At 69.6% G+C, this 22,334-nt stretch carries 26 protein-coding genes; 14 read left to right on the top strand and 12 right to left on the bottom strand.

Going from position 1 to position 22,334, the window contains the following annotated elements:
- Positions 1-81 precede the first annotated feature (81 nt).
- Both ACKTT0_RS18260 and ACKTT0_RS18255 read left to right on the top strand, forming a co-directional pair.
- Positions 82-1,089, top strand: a complete 1,008-nt coding sequence (locus ACKTT0_RS18260) for a Bug family tripartite tricarboxylate transporter substrate binding protein (protein ID WP_407851207.1) — start codon at positions 82-84, stop codon at positions 1,087-1,089.
- Positions 1,090-1,209: 120 nt separating this feature from the next.
- Positions 1,210-2,193 (top strand): tripartite tricarboxylate transporter substrate binding protein, encoded by a 984-nt coding sequence (locus ACKTT0_RS18255; RefSeq protein ID WP_407851206.1) that lies wholly within the window; start codon positions 1,210-1,212, stop codon positions 2,191-2,193.
- A 21-nt stretch (positions 2,194-2,214) separates the two neighbouring features.
- Here ACKTT0_RS18255 and zigA read toward each other — a convergent pair whose 3' ends face one another.
- Positions 2,215-3,414: a zinc metallochaperone GTPase ZigA gene (gene zigA, locus ACKTT0_RS18250; RefSeq protein WP_407851205.1), complete on the bottom strand. Its 1,200-nt coding sequence runs from the start codon at positions 3,412-3,414 to the stop codon at positions 2,215-2,217.
- Between the two features lie 80 nt (positions 3,415-3,494).
- A complete protein-coding gene (locus tag ACKTT0_RS18245) occupies positions 3,495-3,755 on the bottom strand; it encodes a hypothetical protein (RefSeq protein ID WP_407851204.1) in 261 nt (86 codons plus the stop codon).
- 97 nt (positions 3,756-3,852) lie between these two features.
- Here ACKTT0_RS18245 and ACKTT0_RS18240 point away from each other — a divergent pair, with 97 nt between their 5' ends.
- The 3 genes from ACKTT0_RS18240 to ACKTT0_RS18230 all read left to right on the top strand — a co-directional run bounded on the left by ACKTT0_RS18240 (position 3,853) and on the right by ACKTT0_RS18230 (position 7,512).
- A complete protein-coding gene (locus tag ACKTT0_RS18240; RefSeq protein WP_407851203.1) occupies positions 3,853-4,692 on the top strand; it encodes an AraC family transcriptional regulator in 840 nt (279 codons plus the stop codon).
- Entirely contained in the window at positions 4,689-5,591 is a 903-nt protein-coding gene (locus ACKTT0_RS18235) for a DMT family transporter (protein ID WP_407851202.1), read from the top strand. The genes ACKTT0_RS18240 and ACKTT0_RS18235 overlap by 4 nt, the downstream gene beginning before the upstream one ends.
- A 64-nt stretch (positions 5,592-5,655) precedes the next feature.
- On the top strand, positions 5,656-7,512 hold the full coding sequence (locus tag ACKTT0_RS18230) for a choice-of-anchor I family protein (protein WP_407851201.1): 1,857 nt from the start codon (positions 5,656-5,658) through the stop codon (positions 7,510-7,512).
- A gap of 71 nt (positions 7,513-7,583) precedes the next feature.
- On the opposite strand, the gene ACKTT0_RS18225 is transcribed toward ACKTT0_RS18230, so the two are convergent.
- From ACKTT0_RS18225 to ACKTT0_RS18215, 3 genes are all read right to left on the bottom strand, one after another.
- Entirely contained in the window at positions 7,584-8,804 is a 1,221-nt protein-coding gene (locus ACKTT0_RS18225; RefSeq protein WP_407851200.1) for a multidrug effflux MFS transporter, read from the bottom strand.
- A complete protein-coding gene (locus ACKTT0_RS18220; protein WP_407851199.1) occupies positions 8,801-9,253 on the bottom strand; it encodes a MarR family winged helix-turn-helix transcriptional regulator in 453 nt (150 codons plus the stop codon). The genes ACKTT0_RS18225 and ACKTT0_RS18220 overlap by 4 nt, the downstream gene beginning before the upstream one ends.
- A gap of 123 nt (positions 9,254-9,376) precedes the next feature.
- On the bottom strand, positions 9,377-9,988 hold the full coding sequence (locus ACKTT0_RS18215) for a UdgX family uracil-DNA binding protein (RefSeq protein ID WP_407851198.1): 612 nt from the start codon (positions 9,986-9,988) through the stop codon (positions 9,377-9,379).
- A gap of 311 nt (positions 9,989-10,299) precedes the next feature.
- On the opposite strand from ACKTT0_RS18215, the gene ACKTT0_RS18210 reads away from it, so the two are divergent.
- A complete protein-coding gene (locus tag ACKTT0_RS18210; protein WP_407851197.1) occupies positions 10,300-10,506 on the top strand; it encodes a hypothetical protein in 207 nt (68 codons plus the stop codon).
- A 101-nt stretch (positions 10,507-10,607) separates the two neighbouring features.
- On the opposite strand, the gene ACKTT0_RS18205 is transcribed toward ACKTT0_RS18210, so the two are convergent.
- Positions 10,608-11,225 carry a glutathione S-transferase family protein gene (locus ACKTT0_RS18205; protein ID WP_407852455.1) on the bottom strand — a complete coding sequence of 206 codons (618 nt, stop codon included), beginning with the start codon at positions 11,223-11,225 and terminating at the stop codon, positions 10,608-10,610.
- 162 nt (positions 11,226-11,387) lie between these two features.
- Here ACKTT0_RS18205 and ACKTT0_RS18200 point away from each other — a divergent pair, with 162 nt between their 5' ends.
- A complete protein-coding gene (locus ACKTT0_RS18200; protein WP_407851196.1) occupies positions 11,388-12,101 on the top strand; it encodes a glutathione S-transferase N-terminal domain-containing protein in 714 nt (237 codons plus the stop codon).
- On the opposite strand, the gene ACKTT0_RS18195 is transcribed toward ACKTT0_RS18200, so the two are convergent.
- The gene (locus ACKTT0_RS18195; RefSeq protein WP_407851195.1) at positions 12,098-12,706 is read right to left on the bottom strand and encodes a hypothetical protein; all 609 of its coding nucleotides are present in this window, start codon (positions 12,704-12,706) and stop codon (positions 12,098-12,100) included. The genes ACKTT0_RS18200 and ACKTT0_RS18195 overlap by 4 nt on opposite strands.
- Before the next feature lie 180 nt (positions 12,707-12,886).
- On the opposite strand from ACKTT0_RS18195, the gene ACKTT0_RS18190 reads away from it, so the two are divergent.
- Positions 12,887-13,327 (top strand): RidA family protein, encoded by a 441-nt coding sequence (locus tag ACKTT0_RS18190; RefSeq protein WP_407851194.1) that lies wholly within the window; start codon positions 12,887-12,889, stop codon positions 13,325-13,327.
- A 4-nt stretch (positions 13,328-13,331) separates the two neighbouring features.
- Here the strand turns inward: ACKTT0_RS18190 and aceE are convergent, their stop codons facing one another.
- Positions 13,332-16,001 (bottom strand): pyruvate dehydrogenase (acetyl-transferring), homodimeric type, encoded by a 2,670-nt coding sequence (aceE, locus tag ACKTT0_RS18185; RefSeq protein ID WP_407851193.1) that lies wholly within the window; start codon positions 15,999-16,001, stop codon positions 13,332-13,334.
- A 157-nt stretch (positions 16,002-16,158) separates the two neighbouring features.
- Between aceE and ACKTT0_RS18180 the strand changes: the two genes are divergently transcribed.
- From ACKTT0_RS18180 to ACKTT0_RS18170, 3 genes are all read left to right on the top strand, one after another.
- Positions 16,159-16,608, top strand: coding sequence for a MarR family winged helix-turn-helix transcriptional regulator (locus tag ACKTT0_RS18180; RefSeq protein WP_407851192.1), 450 nt, complete (start codon positions 16,159-16,161; stop codon positions 16,606-16,608).
- Between the two features lie 96 nt (positions 16,609-16,704).
- Positions 16,705-17,349, top strand: a complete 645-nt coding sequence (locus ACKTT0_RS18175; protein WP_407851191.1) for a glutathione S-transferase family protein — start codon at positions 16,705-16,707, stop codon at positions 17,347-17,349.
- A 1-nt stretch (position 17,350) separates the two neighbouring features.
- A complete protein-coding gene (locus ACKTT0_RS18170; protein WP_407851190.1) occupies positions 17,351-17,674 on the top strand; it encodes a DMT family transporter in 324 nt (107 codons plus the stop codon).
- Here the strand turns inward: ACKTT0_RS18170 and ACKTT0_RS18165 are convergent.
- The 3 genes from ACKTT0_RS18165 to ACKTT0_RS18155 all read right to left on the bottom strand — a co-directional run bounded on the left by ACKTT0_RS18165 (position 17,653) and on the right by ACKTT0_RS18155 (position 19,747).
- Positions 17,653-18,201 carry a GNAT family N-acetyltransferase gene (locus ACKTT0_RS18165; RefSeq protein ID WP_407851189.1) on the bottom strand — a complete coding sequence of 183 codons (549 nt, stop codon included), beginning with the start codon at positions 18,199-18,201 and terminating at the stop codon, positions 17,653-17,655. The two genes, ACKTT0_RS18170 and ACKTT0_RS18165, sit on opposite strands and share 22 nt — an antisense overlap.
- A complete protein-coding gene (locus tag ACKTT0_RS18160) occupies positions 18,198-18,611 on the bottom strand; it encodes a YbaN family protein (RefSeq protein ID WP_407851188.1) in 414 nt (137 codons plus the stop codon). The genes ACKTT0_RS18165 and ACKTT0_RS18160 overlap by 4 nt, the downstream gene beginning before the upstream one ends.
- Before the next feature lie 92 nt (positions 18,612-18,703).
- Complete coding sequence (locus tag ACKTT0_RS18155) at positions 18,704-19,747, bottom strand: endonuclease/exonuclease/phosphatase family protein (protein WP_407851187.1); 1,044 nt, start codon at positions 19,745-19,747, stop codon at positions 18,704-18,706.
- Positions 19,748-19,849: 102 nt separating this feature from the next.
- On the opposite strand from ACKTT0_RS18155, the gene ACKTT0_RS18150 reads away from it, so the two are divergent.
- The 3 genes from ACKTT0_RS18150 to ACKTT0_RS18140 are packed head-to-tail and all read left to right on the top strand — an operon-like array spanning position 19,850 to position 21,312.
- Entirely contained in the window at positions 19,850-20,203 is a 354-nt protein-coding gene (locus ACKTT0_RS18150) for an ArsR/SmtB family transcription factor (protein ID WP_407851186.1), read from the top strand.
- On the top strand, positions 20,200-20,625 hold the full coding sequence (locus tag ACKTT0_RS18145; RefSeq protein ID WP_407851185.1) for an SRPBCC family protein: 426 nt from the start codon (positions 20,200-20,202) through the stop codon (positions 20,623-20,625). Before ACKTT0_RS18150 ends, ACKTT0_RS18145 begins: the two co-directional genes overlap by 4 nt.
- 15 nt (positions 20,626-20,640) lie before the next feature.
- Positions 20,641-21,312: a glutathione S-transferase family protein gene (locus tag ACKTT0_RS18140; RefSeq protein WP_407851184.1), complete on the top strand. Its 672-nt coding sequence runs from the start codon at positions 20,641-20,643 to the stop codon at positions 21,310-21,312.
- A 386-nt stretch (positions 21,313-21,698) separates the two neighbouring features.
- Here the strand turns inward: ACKTT0_RS18140 and ACKTT0_RS18135 are convergent, their stop codons facing one another.
- Positions 21,699-22,319 carry a TetR/AcrR family transcriptional regulator gene (locus tag ACKTT0_RS18135; RefSeq protein ID WP_407851183.1) on the bottom strand — a complete coding sequence of 207 codons (621 nt, stop codon included), beginning with the start codon at positions 22,317-22,319 and terminating at the stop codon, positions 21,699-21,701.
- Positions 22,320-22,334: the final 15 nt, after the last annotated feature.

Below are 22,334 nucleotides of genomic sequence, written 5' to 3'. Positions count from 1 at the left end.
ATTCGAACCAGGCGGCGCGCCCCCGGGGCCGCACGCCTGGACACAGGAGAGCAATCCGCAGTGGAGCACCAAGAGACAACCATGATGAGCAACACCCCCTCCATCGACTTTCCCGTTTCGCGCATCCGCCGCGGCCTGCTGGCCGCCGCCGCCAGCCTGCTGGTGGCCGGCGGCGCGGCGGCGCAGACATGGCCCAGCCAGCCGATCCGGCTGATCGTGCCGTTCCCCCCCGGCGGGCCCACCGACGTCGCCTCGCGCCTGGTCGGCCAGCAGCTCGAAGCGCGCCTGAAACAGCCGGTGATCGTGGAAAACCGCCCCGGCGCGTCCGGCTCGATCGCGGCCGGCCTGCTCAAGCGCTCGCCGGCCGACGGCTACACGCTGATGATGCTGGCCACGCCCACCTTGTTCGCGCCGTTCTTCTACAAAAGCACCGGCTACGAGACGCCCAGGGACTTCCAGGCCGTGGCCACGGTCTACGACCTGCCCATCGTGGTGGTGGTCAACCCGCAGAAGCTGCCGGACATCAAGACCCTGCCGCAATTGATCGACTACGCCAAGGCCCACCCCGGCGAACTGAACTACGCCAGCTCGGGCGCCGGCAGCTTCGGCCACATGACCATGGAGCTGCTGCAGGACGTCGGCCAATTCCAGATGCAGCACGTGGCCTACAAGGGCGGCGTGCCGGCCATCACCGACACCATCGGCGGGCAGGTGCCCATGATGTACGCGGACCTGGTCGCGGCCCTGCCCCATATCCAGGCGGGCAAGCTGCGCGCGCTGGCCGTCGGTTCGCCGACGCACGTGTCCGTGCTGCCCGACGTGCCGACCATCGCCGAGCAGGGCTTCGCCGGCTTCGACGCCGTCTCGTGGGGCGGCCTGCTGGCGCCGCTGGGCACGCCGCAACCAGTGGTGGAGCGCCTCGGCCGCGAACTGCAGGCCATCCTGGCCGACCCCGCGCTGCAGCAGAAACTGATCAGCGCCGGCACCATCGCCCATTACGAGCCGGCGGCCGACATGGCTGCGCGCATCGCGTCGGACTACGCCAAATGGGGCAAGCTGGCGCGCGACAAAGGCATGACGGCCGAGTAGGCGCGGCGCGGGCATGCGCCCGCACACGACCCGGCCACGACCCCTCACCGGCCCGCGCCGCCCGGCCAGCGCGCGGGCCGCAACCCAGCCGGCCATATAAAACATCGGAGACAAACCACCATGCCTAGCACCCTCACCCGCCGTGCCTGCCTGGGCCTGGCGCTGGCCGCCGTGACGGCGGCCGTCGCGCCAAGGCCGGCCCTGGCCAAGACCGACTTCCCCACCAAGCCCATCACCCTGATCGTCCCCTTCCCGGCCGGCGGATCCACCGACCGCCACTTGCGCGTCATCGCCCAGGAAGCCAGCAAGCACCTGGGCCAGAACGTGGTCGTGGAGAACCGTCCGGGCGCCGGCGGCACCCTGGGGCCAAGCAACATGGCCAAGACGGCCAAGCCGGACGGCTACACCATCAGCCAGTACCCGCTCGGCATGCTGCGCATGCCCTACATGCACAAGACCGACTGGGACCCGCTCAAGGACTTCACTTTCATCCTGGGCCTGTCGGGCTATACCTTCGGCTTCACGGTACGCTCGGACTCGCCGTTCAAGACCTTCGACGAGTACATCCAGGCCGCCCGCGACAAGCCCGGCACCATCGACTACGGCTCTACCGGCGTGGGCTCGTCGCCGCACTTGCTGATGGAAGAAATTGCCATCAATGCCAAGGTGAAACTGAACCACGTGCCCTTCAAGGGCAACGCCGACATGCAGCAGGCCTTGCTGGGCGGCCACATCATGGCGCAGAGCGACGCGTCCGGCTGGGACCAGTTCGTCGATGCCGGCAAGATGCGCCTGCTAGTCACCTTCGGCGAAAAGCGCACCAAGCGCTGGCCCGACGTGCCCACCGCCCAGGAACTCGGCTACGGGGTCGTGTCGACCTCGCCCTACGGCCTGGCGGGCCCGGCCGGCATGGACCCGGAAGTGGTGCGCATCCTGCACGACGCCTTCAAGAAGGCGCTGTACTCTGAGGCCAGCATGCAGGTCATGCAGCAGCTCAACCAGGAACCGGTCTATCGCGACAGCGCCGACTACCGGGCCTGGGCCGAGGCCACCTACGCCAAGGACAAGGCCCTGATCGAGCACCTGGGCCTGATGGCCAAATAAGGTCTGCGGCGGGCGGCGCGCTCAGGCCACGCCCGCCTCCCACCCGGGAAACGGATCGGGGTAGGCCGACCAGGCAGCCGGCCCCTGCGCCATCTCGGCGTCGTCCAGCAGGCAGCGGTCCAGGCGCGCGCGCAGCGCGGCCTGGTCCATGCCCATGCCGATCAGCACCAGTTCCTGGCGGGCGTCGCCTGTTTCCTCGTGCCATTTGGCGCGGATGCGGGCCACCGTCTCCGCGTCCCGCGGCCATTGCTCGGCCGGCACGGCGGCCCACCACCGGCCCGCCAGCCCGTGGCGGCACACCCCACCCGCCTGCGACCACGAACCCGCCAACGCGGGCCGGCTGGCCAGCCAGAAGAAGCCTTTCGAGCGCACCACGCCTGGCCAGTCCGATTCGACCAGCGCGTGAAAGCGCGCCGGATGGAACGGCCGGCGCGCCCGGTAAACGAAACTGTCGATGCCATATTCCTGCGTTTCCGGCATGTGCTGGCCACGCAGCTCCTTCAGCCAGCCAGGCGCCTGCGCGGCCTGCTCGAAATCGAACAGTCCGGTATCGAGCAACTGGTCCAGCGGCACGCGGCCGAACTCGGCCGCGACGATGCGCGCGCGCGGGTTCAGGCGCGCGAGCATGGCCGCCAGCCGCTCGCGCGCGCCGGCCTCCACCAGGTCGATCTTGTTCAGCACGATCACGTCGCAGAACTCCACCTGCTCGACCAGCAAGTCGACGACGGTGCGCTCGTCCGCGGCGCCGAGCGACTCGCCACGCGCCTGCAGGCTGTCGTACGAGCTGTAGTCACGCAAGAAGTTGTACGCATCCACCACGGTAACCATGGTATCCAGGCGCGCCACGTCCGACAGCCCGCGGCCCGTCTCGTCGGCAAAGGTGAATGTCTCGGCCACCGGCAAGGGTTCGGAGATGCCGGTGGACTCGATGACCAGTTGGTCGAACTTGCCTTCGCGCGCCAGCCGGCTCACTTCCAGCAGCAGGTCTTCGCGCAGCGTGCAGCAGATACAGCCGTTGCTCATCTCGACCAGTTTCTCCTCGGTGCGCGACAGCTCGGCGCCGCCCTGGCGCACCAGGTCGGCATCGATGTTCACCTCGCTCATGTCGTTGACGATCACCGCCACCCGGCGGCCCTCGCGATTGTTGAGGATGTGGTTGAGCAAGGTGGTCTTGCCGGCGCCGAGGAAGCCGGAAAGGACGGTGACGGGGAGTTTGTCCATGGTGTGCGAAGCGTCGGAATGAAGGAGGCGAAGCAATTTATGTAATGTTATATCATTCCTAAACCTGGCACGCCATGCCCCTACCGCCGGGCGGCCCGCTCCAGCCATTCACGCAGGGCGGGATCGCGCGGCGCCAGCACTTCGAACAACCCGAGCGCCCGCAACGACGGCAGCGCCCCGGCCATGTCGTGCTCGGCGGCGGCGCGCGCCGCGGCATCGGCCGACGGATCGCTCCAGAGCCTGGCGTTGGCCAGAAAAGCCGCCACGGTGCCCTTGCGCACCGCCACGCCATCGACCTCGGCCCAATCCTGGCCGCCAGGCAGTATGTCTTCCGCTCGCATGATGATGTCCTCGTGAAGTTGCTGTAGAGCCTCCACTCTAGGCGCCATGACCGGGCCGCGCTGCGGTATAACAGCCATTCCATACGTCTTTCGCGCCATGTCCGATCCCCTGCTGCCGCCCGGCCGCGCCCAGTCCGGCGACGGCCCTCCTCTCATCGCGGTGGCGGCCGACGGCCCGCGGCCGCGCGTCACGCCGGCGCATCGCCATGCCCGCGGCCAGTTGCTGGGCGCCGTGCGCGGGCTGCTGTCGGTGGGCACGGACGACGGCCTCTGGGTCGTGCCGGCGGCGCAGGCAGTCTGGATACCGCCGGGCGTGTCGCACAGCCTGCGCTCGCACGGGCCCTTCACCGGCTGGAGCGTCTACGTCGCGCCGCGCGCCTGCGCGGGCCTGCCCGCCACGCCGTGCGCGGTACAGGCATCGGAGCTATTGCGCGCGGCCGTGCTGCGCGCGGCGGCATGGGACGGCAGGCCGGCCGATGCCGCGTGCCGCCGGCTGCACGGCGTGATCCTCGACGAATTGCGCGGCTTGCCGCGCGGCGCGCCGGGCCTGCCGCTGCCGCGCGACCCGCGCCTGCTGCGCATCGCCCAGGCATTGAGCGACGATCCGGCGGATACGCGCCGCCTGGACGACTGGGCGCGCTGGGCCGCCATCGCGCCGCGCACCCTGACGCGGCGCTTCGCGGCCGAAACCGGGTTTGCCTTCAGCGACTGGCGCCAGCGCCTGCGGCTGATGCGGGCGCTGGAACTGCTGGCCGCCGGCCGCCCCGTCACCAGTGTGGCGCTGGACCTGGGGTACGACAATGTCAGCGCCTTCATCGCCATGTTCCGGCGCGCGTACGGCACCACGCCGGCCCGCTATTTCGACCAGTCCGCCATGCCGCCCGCCGCCCAGGGCGCGCCGGCGCCCGCCGCCGCGCGCATCGGCCGCACGCCATGACGCCGCTGCACGGCCGCGTGGCCGCCGCACCCGCTCCCGCCTGGCTGGCGTACGCCCCCACGCTGTTCCTGCTGCTGTGGTCGTCCGGCTTCGTGTTCCTGAAGCTGGGGCTGGCCTACGCGGACCCGCTGACCTTCCTGGCCCTGCGCTATGCCTGCGTGGTCGCGCTGGTGGGCTGCGCCTTTGCCTGGCTGCGGCCGGCCCTGCCCGCCGATGGCCGCGCCTGGCTCCATCTGGCGACAGTCGGCCTGTTCCTGCAGGCCGGCTATTTCGCCTGCACCTACCTCAGCCTGAAGCTGGGGCTGTCGGCCGGCGCGGTGGCGCTGATCACGTCGCAACAGCCGATCCTGGTGGGCCTGCTGGCGCCCGCCTTCACCGGCGAGCGCGTCGGGCTGCGCCACTGGGCCGGGCTGCTGCTGGGGGTGGCCGGCGCCGCGCTGGTGATCATGGCGAAATCCTCGCTGGGCGCGGCCACGCCGGCCGGCGTGCTGTTCGCGCTGCTGGCGCTGCTGTCGATCGTCGCCGGCACGCTATGGGAAAAGCGCCATGGCACCGACACGCATCCGCTCACCGCCAATCTGGTGCAGTATTCGGTCGGCCTGGCCGTCTCCGCCCCGTTGGCGCTGTGGCTGGAACCGATGCGCATCGACTGGACTCCGGCGCTGTTCAGCTCGCTGGCCTACCTGGTGCTATGCAACTCGCTCATCGCCATCTCGCTACTGCTGGCGATGATCCGGCACGGCGAGGCCTCGCGCGTTTCCGCGCTGTTCTTCCTGGTGCCGCCGAGCACCGCCGTCATCGCGTTCCTGGTGCTCGGCGAGACCATCCCGCCGCTGGCCTGGCCCGGCATGCTGCTGGCGGTCGCGGGCATTTACCTAGTCATGCGGCCAAGCCGGTAAGGAAACCGTAACAGAGCGCTTCTAGTCTGTGCGCTCTTACAAGAATCCGAACCGGGAACCCACAATGAAGCACTGGAAACTGGCCGCGGCATGCGCCGTGCTGCCCCTGGCCCTGGCCGCATGCGGCAGCAGCAGCGACGACGATGATGACAGCGCCGCCCCGCCCCCGTCGCCGCCCGCGGCCGAAACGCCGCGCCACATCGCCGCGGTCGAGCTGATCGGCCGCTACGAAAGCGGCGCCTACGGCGTCAGCGCCGCCGAGATCCCGGCCTACGACGCGGGCACCAAGCGCGCGTTCATTGTCAATGCGCAGTCCGGAAAGGTCGACATCCTGGACTTGCGGACGCCCGCCGCGCCCGCGCACCTGGGCGTGCTCGACGCCGCGTCGGTCACGCCGGACGCGGAGATCAACAGCGTGGCTGTGCGCGACGGCCTGGTCGCCGTGGCGGTGCAGGCCGCGAACAAGACCGACCCCGGCCATGTGGCGCTCTATGACGCGGCCAGCTTTGCCTTGCTGGGCTCGGTGCAGGTCGGCGCCCTGCCCGACATGGTGACCTTCACGCCGGACGGCAAGTATGTGCTGGCGGCCAATGAAGGCGAGCCCTCGGACGATTACGCCATCGATCCGGAAGGCTCGGTCAGCGTCATCGACGTCGCCGACCCGTCCGCGCCGACCGCGCGCACGGCCGGCTTCGCCGCCTGGAACGGCCAGGAAAGCACCCTGCGCGCGCAGGGCGTGCGGCTCACGGGGCCGCGCGCCAGCGCCGCGCAGGACCTCGAGCCCGAGTACATCGCGGTCGCGCCCGACAGCGCCACGGCCTGGATCACCCTGCAGGAAAACAACGCGCTGGCCAGGCTCGACATCGCCAGCGCGCGCATCACCGCCGTCCTGCCGCTGGGCGCCAAGGACCACGGCGTCGAAGGCAATGGCCTGGACGCCAGCGATGCCGACGGCGCCATCGCCATCAAGCCCTGGCCCGGCGTGAAGGGCCTGTACATGCCCGATGCCATCGCCGCCTACACGACCGGCGGCGCCACCTACCTGGTCACCGCCAACGAAGGCGACGGCCGGCCCTGGGGCGAGGACAACCCGGACTACTGGAACTGGGGCCGCGACGCGGACGGCAACTGGCTGGGCCTGACCACCGCCGACGCGCCGGGCTTCGTCGATGAATTCCGCGTCAAGCACCTGGTGCACAAGAGCGGTTTCGACCGCCGCGCCGGCGACGACCTGCCGCCGCAACTGCGCCAGCTGGCGCCCGGCGCGCTGCTCGATCCGGCCGTGTTCGGCTATTGCGGGGCCACCGCCACCGACCCGGGCGACTGCCGCGCCGACGAAACCCTGGGCCGCCTGACCGTGACCTGGACCATGGGCTACAAGCAGAATGCCGACGGCTCGCCGCAGCTCAGCGCCGACGGCCGGCTGGTGTACGACACCCTGTATGCCTATGGCGCGCGCTCGTTCTCGATCCGCGACGCCGACGGCAAGCTGGTGTGGGACTCGGGCGACCAGTTCGAGCGTATCACCGCCGAGCGCTATCCCGACTGGTTCAACTCGGGCCACGACGAGACCCTGTTCGACGACCGCAGCGACAACAAGGGTCCCGAGCCGGAAGGCATCACGCTGGGCCGCATCGGCGCAAAGACCTATGCGTTCGTCGGCCTGGAGCGCATCGGCGGCGTCATGGTCTATGACATCACCGATCCGGCCAAGCCAGCGTTCGCCACCTACGTCAACTCGCGCAACTTCGGCGTCGATTCGGCGGCCGACCCCGCCGGCGCCGGCGACCTCGGCCCCGAAGGGCTGGCCTTCGTGCCGGCCGCCGACTCCCCCACCGGCGAGCCGCTCCTGATCGTCGGCCACGAAGTCAGCGGCACCACGGCAATCTACCGGATCGTGCTGGAGGACGACGCTTCCTGAACCGAGCCGGCGGCGGCAGGCGCCGCCCGCCGGATGACAGGCCCTGGACGGCCACGTCCAGGGCCGCGGCGCTAGGCCCGCTGGCCGCGCAGCGCCGTCCGGAACGACAACTGCCCGACCAGGCCGGCCCCGGCCAGCACCAGGGCGGTCGACAGGGCCGGCGACGGGCCCAGGCCGGCCAGCGCCGTGCACAAGGCGCCGACCGCCATCTGCAGCGCGCCGTACAGGCCCGAGGCCGAGCCGATCACCTGCGGGTTCACGCCAACCGCCAGGCTTAGCGCGGTGGGGCCGGCCACGCCGGCGCCCAGGGTATAGAAGAACATCAGCACCACCAGCGGCGCCACTGCGACGTGGCCGGTCAGCACCCATCCCAGCAGCAGGAATGCCGACAGCGCGCTCAAGGTATTGCCGCCGACCAGCAGGCGGTCCAGCGGCACCTTGCCGATCAGGCGCGTAGTGATGACGCTGCCCAGCCACACGCCGGACACCAGCACGGCCAAGTACAGGCCGACTTCGTCGGCGGGCCGGTGCAACTGGTCCACGAAAATGAACGGCGCCGAAGCCACGAACGCAAACATGGACGTGGTGGCGCAGCCGCCGCCCACCGCATAGCCCAGGAATACCCGCGAAGCGAGCAATTGCCGGTAGTGGCGCGCCAGGGTGGCCACGGAGATGCGCGTCGCCGTCAGACCGGTCTCGGGCAACAGGCGCCAGGCAAACACGAAATTCACCACGCCCAGCCCGCACAGCACGAACAGCACCGCGCGCCATCCCAGCGACGCGGCCAGGGCGCCGCCCACGATGGGAGCCAGGCCGGGCGCGATCGTGACCATCAGGTTCATCAGCGCCAGGCGCTTGGCCGCCTCCGATGGCGCCGCGGTGTCACGCACCATGGCCCGGCCCAGCACCAGCCCGGCACAGCCGCCCAGCGCCTGGAACAGCCGCGCGGCGATCAGGGCATGCACCTGCGGCGCCAGCGCCGCCGCCAGGCCCGCCACGGTATAGATGGCCAGCCCCGCCATCAGCACGCAGCGACGCCCGTAGCGGTCCGACAGCGGGCCATAAATGAGTTGCCCCACGGCCAGGCCGATGATGTACAGGCTCACCGTCATCTGCATGGCGCCGTTGCCCGCATGCAGGTCGCGGCCGGCCATGGCCAGCGCCGGCACGAATATGTGCATGGCCAGGGTGCCGCTGAAGGTGAACAGCGCCAGCAGCCACAGCGGCACATGCGGCGGCGGGCTGCCGGCGCCGCTGAGGCTGCCCTGCAAGGTCTGGGCGGAGGCGCTCATGGCGTGCCGCCTCCGGCGTCGGCCTCCAGCGCCGCGCAAAGCTGGGTCAGCAGGCGCGCCGCGCGCTGCAGTTCCTCGTCCGGAATGTCGCGCATCACGTTGTCGCGCACTTCCTTGGCCACGCGCTCGACCTGCTCCACCGTCGCCTGCCCGCGCGCGGTCAGCACGATGACCTTGGCGCGCCGGTCCTGGTCCTCTTCCTTGCGCTCCACCAGGCCGGCGGCCTGCAGGGCGTCGATCAGGCGCACCACCGACGAACTGTCGAGCGACAGCGAAGCGGCCAGGTCCTTCTGGCGCATGGGAACAGCGGCGCGCGACAGCCGCAGCAACGGCAGCCAAGTAGCTTCGGTCAGTCCATAGGGCTGCAGCCGCCGGTCGACCGCGCGGCGCATGCTGCGCGCCGCCTGCGCCACCGAGGATGTGAATTGGGCGCGCAGGGAATCGGTCATGATGCAGCGAAGAAAATAAATGACATATCAATTAATTGTATATCATGAATCTCCGCCGGCCGAAGTACTCCGCCATCCCGACCGGGCTTGACAGACCGGACCGGTAGCGCCGGGCAAGCCGCTTCAAGTGCGCGCGGCCAGGCGCGCGGCCTGGGCCAGCGCCGCGACGATGGTCTCGTAGGCGCGCCGCCGCGCGGAGGCATCGGGCGCGCGCAGCGCATAAGACGGATGATAGGCAGCGACCACGGTCAGGCCATCGTGTTCGAGCGTCCGCCCCAGCAGCGGCGTCAGCGCCAGCGATTTCGCCTCCATCACTGCGTGCAGCGCGGTCGCTCCCAGTGCCACCACCACGCGCGGCTTGACCGCGCGCAACTCGTCTTCCAGCCAATAGTGGCACGCCTCGATCTCGCGCTGCGCCGGCGTCTTGTGCATGCGGCGCTTGCCGCGCAGCTGCCATTTGAAGTGCTTGACGGCATTAGTGACATACACCATCTTGCGGTCGACTTCGGCATCCCGCAAAGCGCGGTCCAGCAACGCGCCGGCGGGCCCGACGAACGGCTGGCCGGCCAGGTCTTCCTTGTCGCCGGGCTGCTCGCCCACCAGCATGATGGAGGCCGAGCGCCGCCCTTCGCCGGGCACGGCCTGCGTGGCGTTGCGCCACAGGCCGCAGCGCCGGCAGTCCTCGAGCCGCGCGGGCTGCTGGTCCGGGTCGGTCTCAGCGGGTCGGCCGGCCATCGCGCGCTCACCGTCCAACCGCGCCGCGCGGATACCCGGTGATCGGGCCTGGCACCGTGTCGCGCCGGGTATTCTTCTTGCCGTGCCAACAGAGCGCCTTCATGTCGTCCTCGTCCTGCGGCACTCGCGCCGCAGCGACAGGCGCCGCAAACGCCGTGCCGCGCGGGCGCCGCCGCCTGCCCCGGCCGGCAGTGCCCGGAATTTACACATCCGGCAAGAACTGCCGCGCCGTGCGCTGCCGTGCTCCCCGGCCCGGCAGGCGGGCACGCCGCGTGCTGGGCGTTTCGACACCCTACTGACAGGAGGATCTCATGAAGCTCAGTATGCTTGCCTTGCCCCTCGTCGCCAGCGGCCTGCTCCTGGCGGGCTGCAGCGGCCATCGCCATCACAGCGATGACCCGATGTACGACCGGCCACAAACGCAGAGCAACACGCCGCCCCCGCCCCCCGCCAGCATGCCCGACAACAATACCAACACCCCGGGCTCGCAGTACCCCGCCACCGGCGGCAGCCGCTAGGCGCGGACACGGGCCGGCAGCCGCGATAGCGGATGGCGATTGCCCCGTTCCGGGGCGAGCACCACCCGCGCGGCGCCGGCCCGCAGGTTCCGGCCGGCCGGCTACACGCCCGCCATGGCCGCCGCGATGCGCTGGGGCGCTTTGGGACGCGCATACATGCGCTCCAGGTAGGCATTGAGATTGGGGAGATCCGCTACCAGCCCGTTTTCATTGCCCCAATCCAGCACATAAGCCGTCACGCAATCGGCGATGGAAATGCGGTCGCCGACGATGAATTCGCGGCCCGCCATATGCTGCTCGAGCACCGCCGCCATCTCACGGAACTCCTCGCGGGCCAGCGGGATATCGGCCGGCAGGCGCCTGGCTTCGGGATAGACGAAACTGTGGCGGGCGATGCGCCACAGCGGCTGCTCGAGTTCGGTGACGGCGAACAAGGACCACCGGTAGGCCTGCGCGCGGTCCTGCAGGTTGGCCGGCATCAGGCCCTTGTCGGCGTATTTGTCCGCCAGGTACATGACGATGGCGGCGGACTCGGTGATCACCTGGTCGCCGTCGACCAGCACCGGCAGCTTGCCGGCCGGATTGAGGCGCAGGAAATCCGGGTGGCGATGCTCGCCGGCCAGGAGATTGACAGGCACGAACTCGAACTCGGCATCAAGTTCCTGCAAAGCCCAGCGCGCGCGCAGCGAGCGCGTCGGGCCCATTCCATACAGTTTCATCATCGTGGCTCTCCTCGGTCTGGATTGGCCGGTAGCGGGGATGGCGCGGCGCATCGCCAAGAATAGGGCCAATCCCGGGCCCGCGCCAGACGGCGCCGCCGGGCGCGACATCCGCTACGATAGAAATCGGCAAGCGCCCCACCCTGCATAAAAAGGACCCTCATGGCCGATCTATCCGCCTTCCCCATCACCCGCAAATGGCCTGCGCGCCATCCGGACCGCATCCAGCTGTATTCCCTGCCGACTCCCAACGGCGTGAAAGTGTCGATCATGCTCGAAGAAACCGGCTTGCCGTACGAGCCGCACCGGGTCGCGTTCGACACGCAGGACCAGCTGTCGTCCGAATTCCTGTCGCTCAACCCCAATAACAAGATCCCCGCCATCCTCGACCCCGACGGCCCGGGCGGCGCGCCGCTCGGGCTGTTCGAATCCGGCGCCATCCTGGTGTACCTGGCCGACAAGAGCGGCAAGTTCATTCCGCAGGACCCCGCCGGGCGCTACCAGGCGCTGCAATGGCTGATGTTCCAGATGGGCGGCATCGGCCCGATGTTCGGCCAGCTTGGTTTCTTCAACAAATTCGCCGGCAAGGACTACGAAGACAAGCGGCCGCGCGACCGCTACGTGGCCGAATCCCGGCGCTTGCTCAAGGTGCTGGAGGGCCGCCTGGTGGACCGCACGTGGATCCTGGGCGACGCCTACAGCATCGTCGACATCGCCACGTTTCCGTGGGTGCGCAACCTGATCGGCTTCTACGAGGCCGGCGACCTGGTCGGCATCGCCGACTATCCCAGCGTGCTGCGCGCGCTGGACGCCTTCGTGGCGCGGCCGGCGGTCAAGCGCGGCCTGGAGATCCCACAGGTCCCCGGGCAAGGCTAAGGCAGGAACGCGAAGCCGTCGAGCCAGGCGCGCAAGCGCCGCAGCGCCTCGTCGCGCGGGAACGGCTCGGCGGCCGGCGGACTGTAGACCTGCGGGTTCACGCCATACACCATCAAGTCCACCGCATAGCAGCGTCCGGCATGCACGGTGCGATAAGCGTCGACCACCATGTAGTGGCTCATTGCCGCATCCTGGGCACGGAACTGCGTGAAGTCGATGCCGTTGATGCGCGCGCGCCGCACGCCGCTCTCCATGCCGCGAGGCGGCGTCGTGCAGCGGCGCACTTCCGCGGCCGCGTCGCTGACCCCGATGCGCAGCTCGGCGGCCGTGATCCGGTTGGAGCCCGGCAAGGCCATGGCCAGCCGCGGCACGCCCTGGCTGCCCGGCTCCGCATAGGCCTTCCAGTCCTGGCCCGCCAGGTAGCTGCCGGAAAAATCCTGGCGCGGCGTCACGTCCGCGGGCACGGCGATGCGAAAGCCGTACTCGCTGTCCACATAGACGGACGACGCCGCCGGCGGGGATGGCGCGGCCGCGTCGCGCGGCGCGGCGCACCCGCCCAGGGCGACGGCCAGCAGGGATGCGGCCAGACAAGTGAAGCGGGGCATGGCGGTCTCCTCATGGCGAATGCCTGCCAGCATACCGGAGCGGCGCCGCGGGCGCGCCGCAAGCCCACAGGACCTGTAGGCCCTTGTCGTGCCCGGACGGCCTGCTCCGTCATACTTGCGCAAGCATCGGCCAGGGGCGTTCACATCCCGTCCTCGTCCGGGCCTTTCATGGAGTCCTGCATGACCATCCCCGCTTCTCCCGCTTCCGCCACCGTCACATTCACCAACCCGGCCGGCCTGTACGACCCCGCACCCAATGGCTACTCGCATATCGCCAGCGTGCACCCCGGCACCCGGCTGGTCTTCATCGCCGGCCAGGGCGGCGAGACCGCGGACGGCGCGCTGGCGGCCGACTTCCGCCAGCAAGTGCGCCAGGCGCTGGCCAACCTGTGCACCGCGCTGGCGGCGGCCGGCGCCGCGCCGCGCCACGTGGCCAAGCTGACGGTGCTGATCGTCGATCACAGCCACGAGCGCCTGGCCGTGTTCGGCGCGGAACTGGCGCGCGCCTTCGGCGACGGGCCCAAGCCCGCCTGCACGCTGATCCCGGTGCCGCGCCTGGCGCTGGACGGCATGCTGTTCGAGATCGAGGCCGTGGCCGCCCTGCCGCAGGCGGCCGGCTGAGCCGTCAGGGCGCCGCCGGGTCGCGCTTGTCGGGCCGCACGCCATAGCGCTCCAGCGCTTCGGCGACCCGCGCGGCGGCAATGGCGCCATCGTCCGCCAGCGCCTTGAGCGCCGCGACGGCGATGAAGTGGCGGTCCACCTCGAAGAAGGCGCGCAGCGCCTCGCGGGTATCGGAACGCCCGAAACCGTCGGTGCCCAGGGCGACGAAGCGGCGGTCGCCCACATACGGCCGGATCTGGTCGGCCACGATCTTCATGTAGTCGGTCGCCACCACCAGCGGGCCGGCATGGCCGGCCAGGCATTGCTGCACGTACGGCACGCGCGGCGCCTCGCCGGGATGCAGCAGGTTCCAGCGCTCGGCCTGCATCCCCTCGCGCCGCAGTTCGGTCAGGCTGGTGGCGCTCCAGATCTCGCAATCGACGGCGAAATCGCGCTCGAGCAGCTCCGCCGCGGCGACCACTTCGCGCAGGATGGCGCCGCTGCCGGCCAGCTGCACGCGTGGCCGATCGCCCGGCGCCGCGGCGCCGCGCAGCAGGTACAGGCCCTTCAGGATGCCCTCGCGCGCGCCGTCTGGCAGGGCCGGATGCGGGTAGTTTTCATTGAGCAGCGTGATGTAGTAGAAGACGTCTTCCTGTTCGGCCACCATGCGGCGCATGCCTTCATGCACGATCACCGCCAGTTCGTACGCGTAGGTGGGATCGTAGGCAACGCAACTGGGAATGACCGACGCCAGCACGTGGCTGTGGCCGTCGTCATGCTGCAGGCCCTCGCCCATCAGGGTCGTGCGTCCCGACGTGGCCCCCAGCAGGAAGCCGCGCACGCGCGCATCGCCGGCCGCCCAGGCCAGGTCGCCGACGCGCTGGAAGCCGAACATGGAATAGAAGATGTAGAACGGCAGCATGGCCAGGCCGTGGTTGCTGTACGCCGTGCCCGCCGCGATCCACGACGATGTGGCGCCCGCCTCGTTCAGGCCTTCCTGCAGGATCTGGCCGTCGCGGCTTTCCTTGTAGTAGCTGAGCTGCCCGGCATCCTGCGGGGTGTACAACTGGCCCACGTGGGAGTGGATGCCGATCTGGCGGAACAGCCCCTCCATGCCGAAGGTGCGCGACTCGTCCGGCACGATGGGCACCACGCGACGACCGAGTTCCGGGTCCTTCAGCAAGGCGCCCAGCATGCGCACGAACGCCATGGTGGTGGAATAGCCGCGGCTACCCGAATCGGCGAGCTGGGCGCCGAACACCTCGAGCGGCGGCACCGCCAGCGGCGCGGCCGTGTCGTGGCGCGCCGGCACGTGGCCGCCCAGCACGGCCCGGCGCGCCTGCAGGTAGCGCTCGTCCTCGCTGCCCGGCGCCGGCTTCAGGTAGGGCATCTCGTCGAGCCGCTCATCGGGCAAGTCCAGCGCGAAGCGGTCGCGGAAGGCCCGCACAGCGTCGGCGTTCATTTTCTTCAGCTGGTGATTGACGTTCTGCCCCTCGCCGGCCTCGCCCATGCCGAAGCCCTTGACTGTCTTGGCCAGCACCACGGTAGGCCGGCCGGTATGGCGCAGCGCCGCCGCGTAGGCGTTGTAGACCTTTTCGTGGTCGTGCCCGCCGCGGCCCAGGGCCCAGATCTCCGCGTCGCTCAGGTCCGCCACCATGTCGCGCAGGGCGGGATACTTGCCGAAGAAATGCTCGCGCACATAGGCGCCGTCCTGCGACTTGTAGTTCTGGTACTCGCCATCCACGCACTCCATCATGCGCTGGCGCAGCAGGCCCGTCTTGTCGCGCGCCAGCAGCGCGTCCCAGCCGCTGCCCCACACCACCTTGATGACGTTCCAGCCGGCGGCGCGGTACAGCGCCTCGAACTCCTGCATGACCTTGCCGTTGCCGCGCACCGGCCCGTCCAGGCGCTGCAGGTTGCAGTTGACCACGAACACCAGGTTGTCCAGCTGCTCGCGGCCGGCCATCGACACGGCGGCCAGCGATTCGGGCTGGTCCATTTCCCCGTCGCCGAGGAAGGCCCACACCTTGCGGCCCTGGCGCGGCAGCAGGTCGCGGTTTTCCAGATAGCGCATGAAGCGCGCCTGGTAGGCCGCCATGATGGGTCCCAGGCCCATGGACACGGTGGGGAACTGCCAGAAATCCGGCATCAGGCGCGGATGCGGATAAGACGACAGGCCGGCGCCGCCGGCTTCGCGGCGGAACCCGTCCAGTTGCGCCTCGCTGAGCCGGCCTTCCAGGTAGGCGCGCGCATAGATGCCAGGCGCCGAATGCCCCTGGATATACACCATGTCGCCCGCGTGCGTCGCGGTGCGGCCGCGGAAGAAATGGTCGAAGCCCACGTCGTAGAGCACCGCCGCCGACGCATAGGTGGCAATGTGGCCGCCCACATTGGAATGACGGCCGGCGCGCAGCACCATGGCCATGGCGTTCCAGCGCACCAGCGCGCTCAGCCGCCGCTCGGTCGCCAGGTCGCCCGGATAGGGCAACTGTCGTTCGGCCGCGATGGTGTTCACATACGGCGTGGTGGCGCGGCCATGGAAGTCGCCATGCAGGGCGCCATCGAAATCCAGCAAGCGGTCGATCAGGAAATGCGCCCGGCCGCGCCCGTCGGCCTCGACCACCGACTGCAGCGATTCCAGCCATTCACGCGTTTCCTGGGGATCGGTATCGGTCGGGATGGGTAATGCTTGCATGCTGTGCTCCTGGCAATGAATTGCAATTGCAATCGTATGTGGCACCATTGTATCGACGCACGGCATAATTGCAACTGCAATTCTGTGGATGAACGACAATACGGTGAGCGGCGCGTCCGCCGCGCCCGCCGTCCGACCAACAGGGAAAAACACCGCCATGTCCAACGATGCGCCCGACTTGTGGTTTTCTTTCGTCCGCGCCCATCGCCTGATGATCCGCGAAGTCGAGCGGCGCCTGGCCGCGGCCGGCCTGCCCGGCTATGCCTGGTACGACGCGCTGTGGGGCCTGGAAAGCGGTCCTGGCGGCACGCGGCGCATGCACGAGCTGGCCGACACGCTGGCCATCGAGCGCTACAACCTGACCCGGCTGATCGACCGCCTCGAACAGGAAGGACTGGTCACGCGCGCCCGCTCGCCCCAGGACGGGCGCGCCGCCTACGCCACCATCACGCGCGAGGGCCGGGCGTTGCGCAAGAAGATGTGGAAGGTCTACCAGGCCACGGTGGCCGAACTGTTCCTGGCGCGCTTCGACGCCGCCGATCAGGCGCGCTTTGCCGCCGCCCTGGACGAAGCCGCCCGCGCCGCGCGGCAGTCCGCCGGCGCCTGATCGCCGCCAAGCAAGATTTCGCTTGCCGGATCGGCCGCGGCGGGCTAGATTTGCATCCGCAACGATTGCAATTGCAATTCATACGGATCAAACACCATGCCGACCGAGACCCCCCTCACCTTCTACACCGCCGATACGCCCAATGGCCACAAGATCGCCATCTACCTGCACGAAGCCGCCTTGCCGCACCGGCAGGTGACGCTGGACCTGGGGCGCGGCGACCAGCGCCGCCCCGAATTCCTGGCCATCAACCCGAATGGCAAGATCCCGGTCATTGTCGATCACACCGCGGGCCTGACCGTGTTCGAGTCGGGCGCCATCCTCAGCTACCTGGCGGCGCGCTACGGCTGCCTGCAGCCGGCCGGCGCCGCCGAACAATGGCAGGTGCAGCAGTGGCTGCATTTCCAGATCGGCGGCATCGGCCCCATGCTGGGGCAGTTGTGGTGGTTCCTGCACGCCTCGGACGGCGGCAACCGCGAAGCCATCGAGCGCTACACCCGGGAAGCGCTGCGCCTGTGCGGCGTGGTGGAGCGCCGCCTGGAAGCCTCCACCTACCTGGCGCTGGACCGCTATTCGATTGCCGATATCGCCGCCTTTCCCTGGCTGCGCACCCACGCCGAACTGCGCCTGGACCTGGCGCCCTACCCGCGCCTGCGCGACTGGCTGCAACGCATCGAGGCGCGCCCGGCAGTGCGGCAGGCCCTGGCCGCCGCGCGCGACGGCCAGCCGGCGCAGGCCTGACATGGCATGGCTCATGCTGCTGGCGGCCGCCGGCCTGGAAATCGTGATGGGGGTGGCGCTGAAGCTGAACGAAGGCTGGACGCGGCCGCTGCCCAGCGCGGTGGCGGTGGGCGCCGGGCTGGGCAGCATCTATCTGCTGGCCAGGGCCTTGCAGACGCTGCCCGTCGGCACCGCCTACGCCATCTGGACCGGGCTGGGCGCGCTCGGCCTGGTGGTCATCGGCGTCGCCGCCTTCGGCGAAAGCATGCAATGGCAGCGGCTGCTGTTCCTGGCCGTCACCGCCGCCGGCCTGATCGGCCTGCGCTATGTCGAGGCGGGCGGCTGACGCTGCCCCGCCGCCAGGTCGCGCCGCATGGCAATACGCAGGCGCATCGGGAAGCCCAGCGCCTGCTCGTGCCGCATGACGGCGCGCAGGCCGGCGCCCCAATCGGCCGGCGCCAGCGGACGAAAGCCGGCGCTGGCATAGAACGGCGCATTCCAGGGCACATCGGCCAGCGTGGTCAGCACGGCATGCCGGTAGCCGCGCGCCCGCGCCACGTCGCAGGCGTGTTCCAGCAAGGCGCGGCCGATGCCGCGCCGGCCGTGCGCGGGCGACACGTCCATTTGCTGGATGTGGAAACCGCCATCCAGCTCGCCCGCCAGCACATGGCCGACCGGCGGCCCGGCGGGATCCAGGCGCGCCACCCACAGGCAATCGCGCCGCAGCCCGGCGGCGAAATCGTCGACCGGCGTGGCATGGCGGCCGAATATCTCGTGGGCAGGGTGACCGGCCAGCAGCGCCAGCGCCCGCGCCTCGATATGCGGCAGTTCACGCAGGTCCTGCGGCCGCGCCGCGGTCACGATGAATGTCATGTCCGGTCCTCGCGCGGCGCGGGCCGGCTCAGCAGCCAGAGCGCGCAGCCCGCCATGAAGGCGCTCACCAGCGCGCCCAGCCACCAGGCCGGCCGGTAGGTATACCAGAACACGGCCAGCCCGAGCGCGATGCCGGCCACCGCGAACGCCTTGCCGCGCGCCGAGATCGCGCCCTGCTCGCGCCATGCCACCAGGGCCGGCCCGAAGCGCGGATGCTGCAGCAAGTAGGCCTCCCAGCGCGGCGAGGCGCGGCCGAAGCAGGCGGCCGCCAGGATCACGAAGATGGTGCTGGGCATGACGGGCAGCGCCGCGCCGATCAGCGCCAGGGCCAGCATCAGCATGCCCAGGGCCATATAGGCCCCGCGTTTCCAGCGCCCGCGCTGCCCGGCGCCGCCCTGCGTGTCGGTCATGCCACCCTGTTCCTCGCCACGAATACCCGCCTGCCAGCCCCGCGCCGGTCAGGCCCGGATGCAATGGTACCGCGCCGGGGCGGGCGAAGCCCTCAGGCGACCTCGTGGCGCTCCGCCGGCCGGTACTTGAACGCGGCGCGGATGATCCCGTGGTCATTGGTGCCGCGCGCCTTGTGATCGTCGAAGTTGAGATGGTCGTTGTTGACCACCATGCCGTCGAAGATCCAGCGCCGCTTGCGGCTGTTGTCGTAGAACTCCTGGCTCACCAGGATATGGTCGAGCGACTCGCGCATGTCCTGGAACACGTGGGTGTAGTACACGTCGCGCGTGTCGCGATATTCCTGCAGGGTCTGCGCCGTGTACAGCACCGCATCGCCGCCGCCGCGCGACTCGCCCACCAGGTAGCGCGGCTGCTCGGTCAGGATATTGGCCGTATTGCTGTGCTGGCCGTCGTTGATGTCCCCCAGCACGATCACCGGCACGTCGGTGCCTTTCATCTGCTCGGTCAACAGGAACCGCAGCGCCGCGGCCTCCGCCGTGCGGCGGATGGTGGACAAGGCCGCGCCGAGGTTCTTCTGGTGCTTGCCGTAGAAATCCTTGTCGTCCTTGAACCAGTCTTCGTTGTACACCTTGGTCTCGGCCTTGGACTTGAAGTGGCACACGTAGACGTGCGCATCCGGCTCGGCCTTGCGCGGCTTGATGGTGAAATGCAGCACCGGCCGCGAGAACCCGCTGATGTTGACTTCGATCAGCGGCGTCTGGGGGTCGTCGCCGCTCGAATGCAGCACGAAGCCATCGGGAAAGTCGGTGATCCATTCGGCCTCGCCGCTGAGCAACCCCTTGCGCACCAGCGCCGCGCACACGATGCCGGACCCATCGGCATCGGCCGGCGCCAGCATCTCATAGTCATCGGCCATGCCGGCCGCCTCGACCGCCGCCGCCAGCGAATCGGCATGCCACAGTTCCTGGAAGCCGAACACGTCCGACTCCAGTTCGCGCAACTGCCGGGCGGTCCATTCGATCTTGCGCTCGTACTCGGCGCGGCTCCAGCCCTTCTTGTCGGTGTAGATGGGCCGGCCCGGCTGGTTCAGGTTGTACAGATTGAAAGTGGCGATCGTCAGGGCGGACAGGTTCATCGGCGCGGCTCCCGGGAATATCCCCAATCTAGTCCGCGCATGTGACACGCCCGCGAACGGCCGGGCTTGACAAGCCTGGCGGCCACGCAAATACTTCACTACATGGTGAAGTATTCGAATCCCCTGGACCAGACGTTCGCGGCGCTGGTCGACCCGACCCGCCGGGCCATCCTGGCGCGCCTCGAGCGCGACGGCGACGCCACGGTCAGCCAGCTGGCGCAGCCATTCGCCATCAAGCTGCCGGCGGTCATGAAACACCTGGACGTGCTCGACGAGGCTGGCCTCATCGAGCGCATCAAGGTCGGCCGCACCGTCACAGTCCGCCTGTCCCCCGCGCCCATGCAGGAGGCCATGGACTGGCTGCGCCGCTACGAGCACTTCTGGACCCACAGCCTCGACCGCCTGGCCGCCTACGCGGAAAGCCGCGAAACCGCCCCAAGGAGCCGCAAGCCATGACCAGCCTCACCCTGATACGGCGCATCAATGCGCAACCCGCCACCGTGTTCGAGGCGCTTACCACGCCCGAAGGCATCTCCCATTGGTGGGGCCCCGACGACGGCCCCGTCCTGCTGGCCGAAACCGACGTGCGGGTCGGCGGCCGCTTCCGGGTGCGCTTCCGCATGCTCGACGGCAGCGAACACGAAAGCAGCGGCGAATACTTGCGGGTCGAGCCGCCTCACCACCTGGAAATGAGCTGGCGCTGGTCGGACGATGCCGAGGGCCCCGACTCGCGCGTGGTGGTCGCCCTGCGCGCCATCGACAGCGGCACTGAACTGACCTTCACCCACGACGGCCTGCGCGACGAGGCCACCGCGCGCAGCCACGAAAGCGGCTGGGGCGGCGCGCTGGACAAACTCGTGCGGCACTATGCCGCCTGACCGGAGGATCGGCCCATGATGACCCTGACCGCATTCCGCTCGGTCCCGCCGTTCGCGCAAGGCCTGGTGCGCGACCTGCGCGTGCGCTGGGCCCTGGAAGAAGCCGGCATCGCCTACCGGGAACGCCTGATCGGCCCGGCCGACCAGGCCAGCCCGGCATACCGCGCGCTGCAGCCGTTCGGACAGGTCCCGGCCATCGAGGAAGACGGCCTTCAGCTGTTCGAATCCGGCGCCATCGTGCTGGAGATCGCCGAGCGCAGCGAGGCGCTGATGCCGCGCGACGCCCGGCAAGGAGCCCGCGCCCGCGCCTGGGTCCTGGCCGCGCTGAACACGCTGGAGCCGCCCATCCAGCAGTTGGCGGGGCTGGACTTGTTCCACGCCGGCCAGCCGTGGGCGGCGGCCGCCCGGCCCACGGCGGAACAGGCCGTCTGCAAGCGCCTGGACGAATTGCAGGACTGGCTGGGCGGACGCGATTACCTGGAAGATACGTTCACCGCGGGCGACTTGATGATGACCAGCGTGCTGCGCATCCTGCGGCACACCACGCTGGTGGCGGACCGGCCCGCGCTGGCGGCCTACCAGGCGCGTTGCGAAGCGCGCGCGGCGTTCCGCAAGGCGCTGGCCGACCAATTGCGGCCGTTCCAGGAGTCCGAGGCAAGCCGCGCCGCCAGGCCGGCTGAAGCCTAGGCGTGACGCCGCCAGTCTTCGCGCTGCGGGATGTCTGCGAGGTGTCAGACACCCCGCGGGAAAACGCGGCAAATTCCTGGCCGTCTCCCCTGGGGTGTCTGACACCTAGGTGACGCTCGGGGTGCTCGCGAGGTGTCAGACACCCCGCGAGAAAACGCGGCAAATTCCTGGCCGTCTTCCCTGGGGTGTCTGACACCTGGGTGACGTTCGGGATGCTCGCGAGGTGTCAGACACCCCGCGGGAAAACGCGGCAAGTTCCTGGCCGTCTTCCCTGGGGTGTCTGACACCTGGGTGACGTTCGGGATGCTCGCGAGGTGTCAGACACCCCGCGAGGAAGCGCGGCAGATTCCTGGCCGTCTCCCCGGGGTGTCTGACACCTGGTGCAGCTAGCCAGCGGCCGGCCGCTGCGGCCCGGCGAGCATGCCGGCCAGCAGTGCGTCCAGCGCATCCAGGGTGGCACGCAAGCGGGCGTGGCCGTCATCGGGATCGCCGTCCGACTCGGCCACCCAGAACGCGCCTTCGGCCAGCGCGCCATAGACCAGGCGCGCCAGGGCCGCCGGATCGGCCTGCCGCACCACGCCCTTGTCCATCAGCGTGGCCAGCAGCTCGGCCATCGAGGTCACGCAGAACTGCTGCGAAACAGGCGATACCCCGCCCAGCACGGCACGGGCGTCCTGCAGCACGATGCGCCGCATTTCGGGCTCTTGCGCCATGTGCAGATAGGCGCGGCAGCGATTGCGAAACCCTTCCCAGGCATCCGGCGCGGCGTCGGACACCGCCTGCAGGCGCGCATCGGTTTCCTCGTCGATCTGCTCCACCACCGCCGCCAGCAAGCCGCGCTTGTCGCCGAAATGGTGGTACAGCGCGCCGCGCGTCAATCCCGCCGCGGCAGTGAAGTCGTCCATCGAAGTATTGGCATAGCCCTGCGCGCCGAACGCGTGCCGCGCCGCGGCGACCAGCTTGGCGCGGGTCTCTTCGATCATCTCGGAACGGGTGCGGCGCGGCATGTTGTCTCCTTTAAC

Source organism: Bordetella saccharivorans (assembly GCF_045862855.1).
Classification (GTDB): domain Bacteria; phylum Pseudomonadota; class Gammaproteobacteria; order Burkholderiales; family Burkholderiaceae_B; genus Bordetella_A; species Bordetella_A petrii_F.
This window is presented reverse-complemented; position numbering and strand designations above follow the sequence as displayed.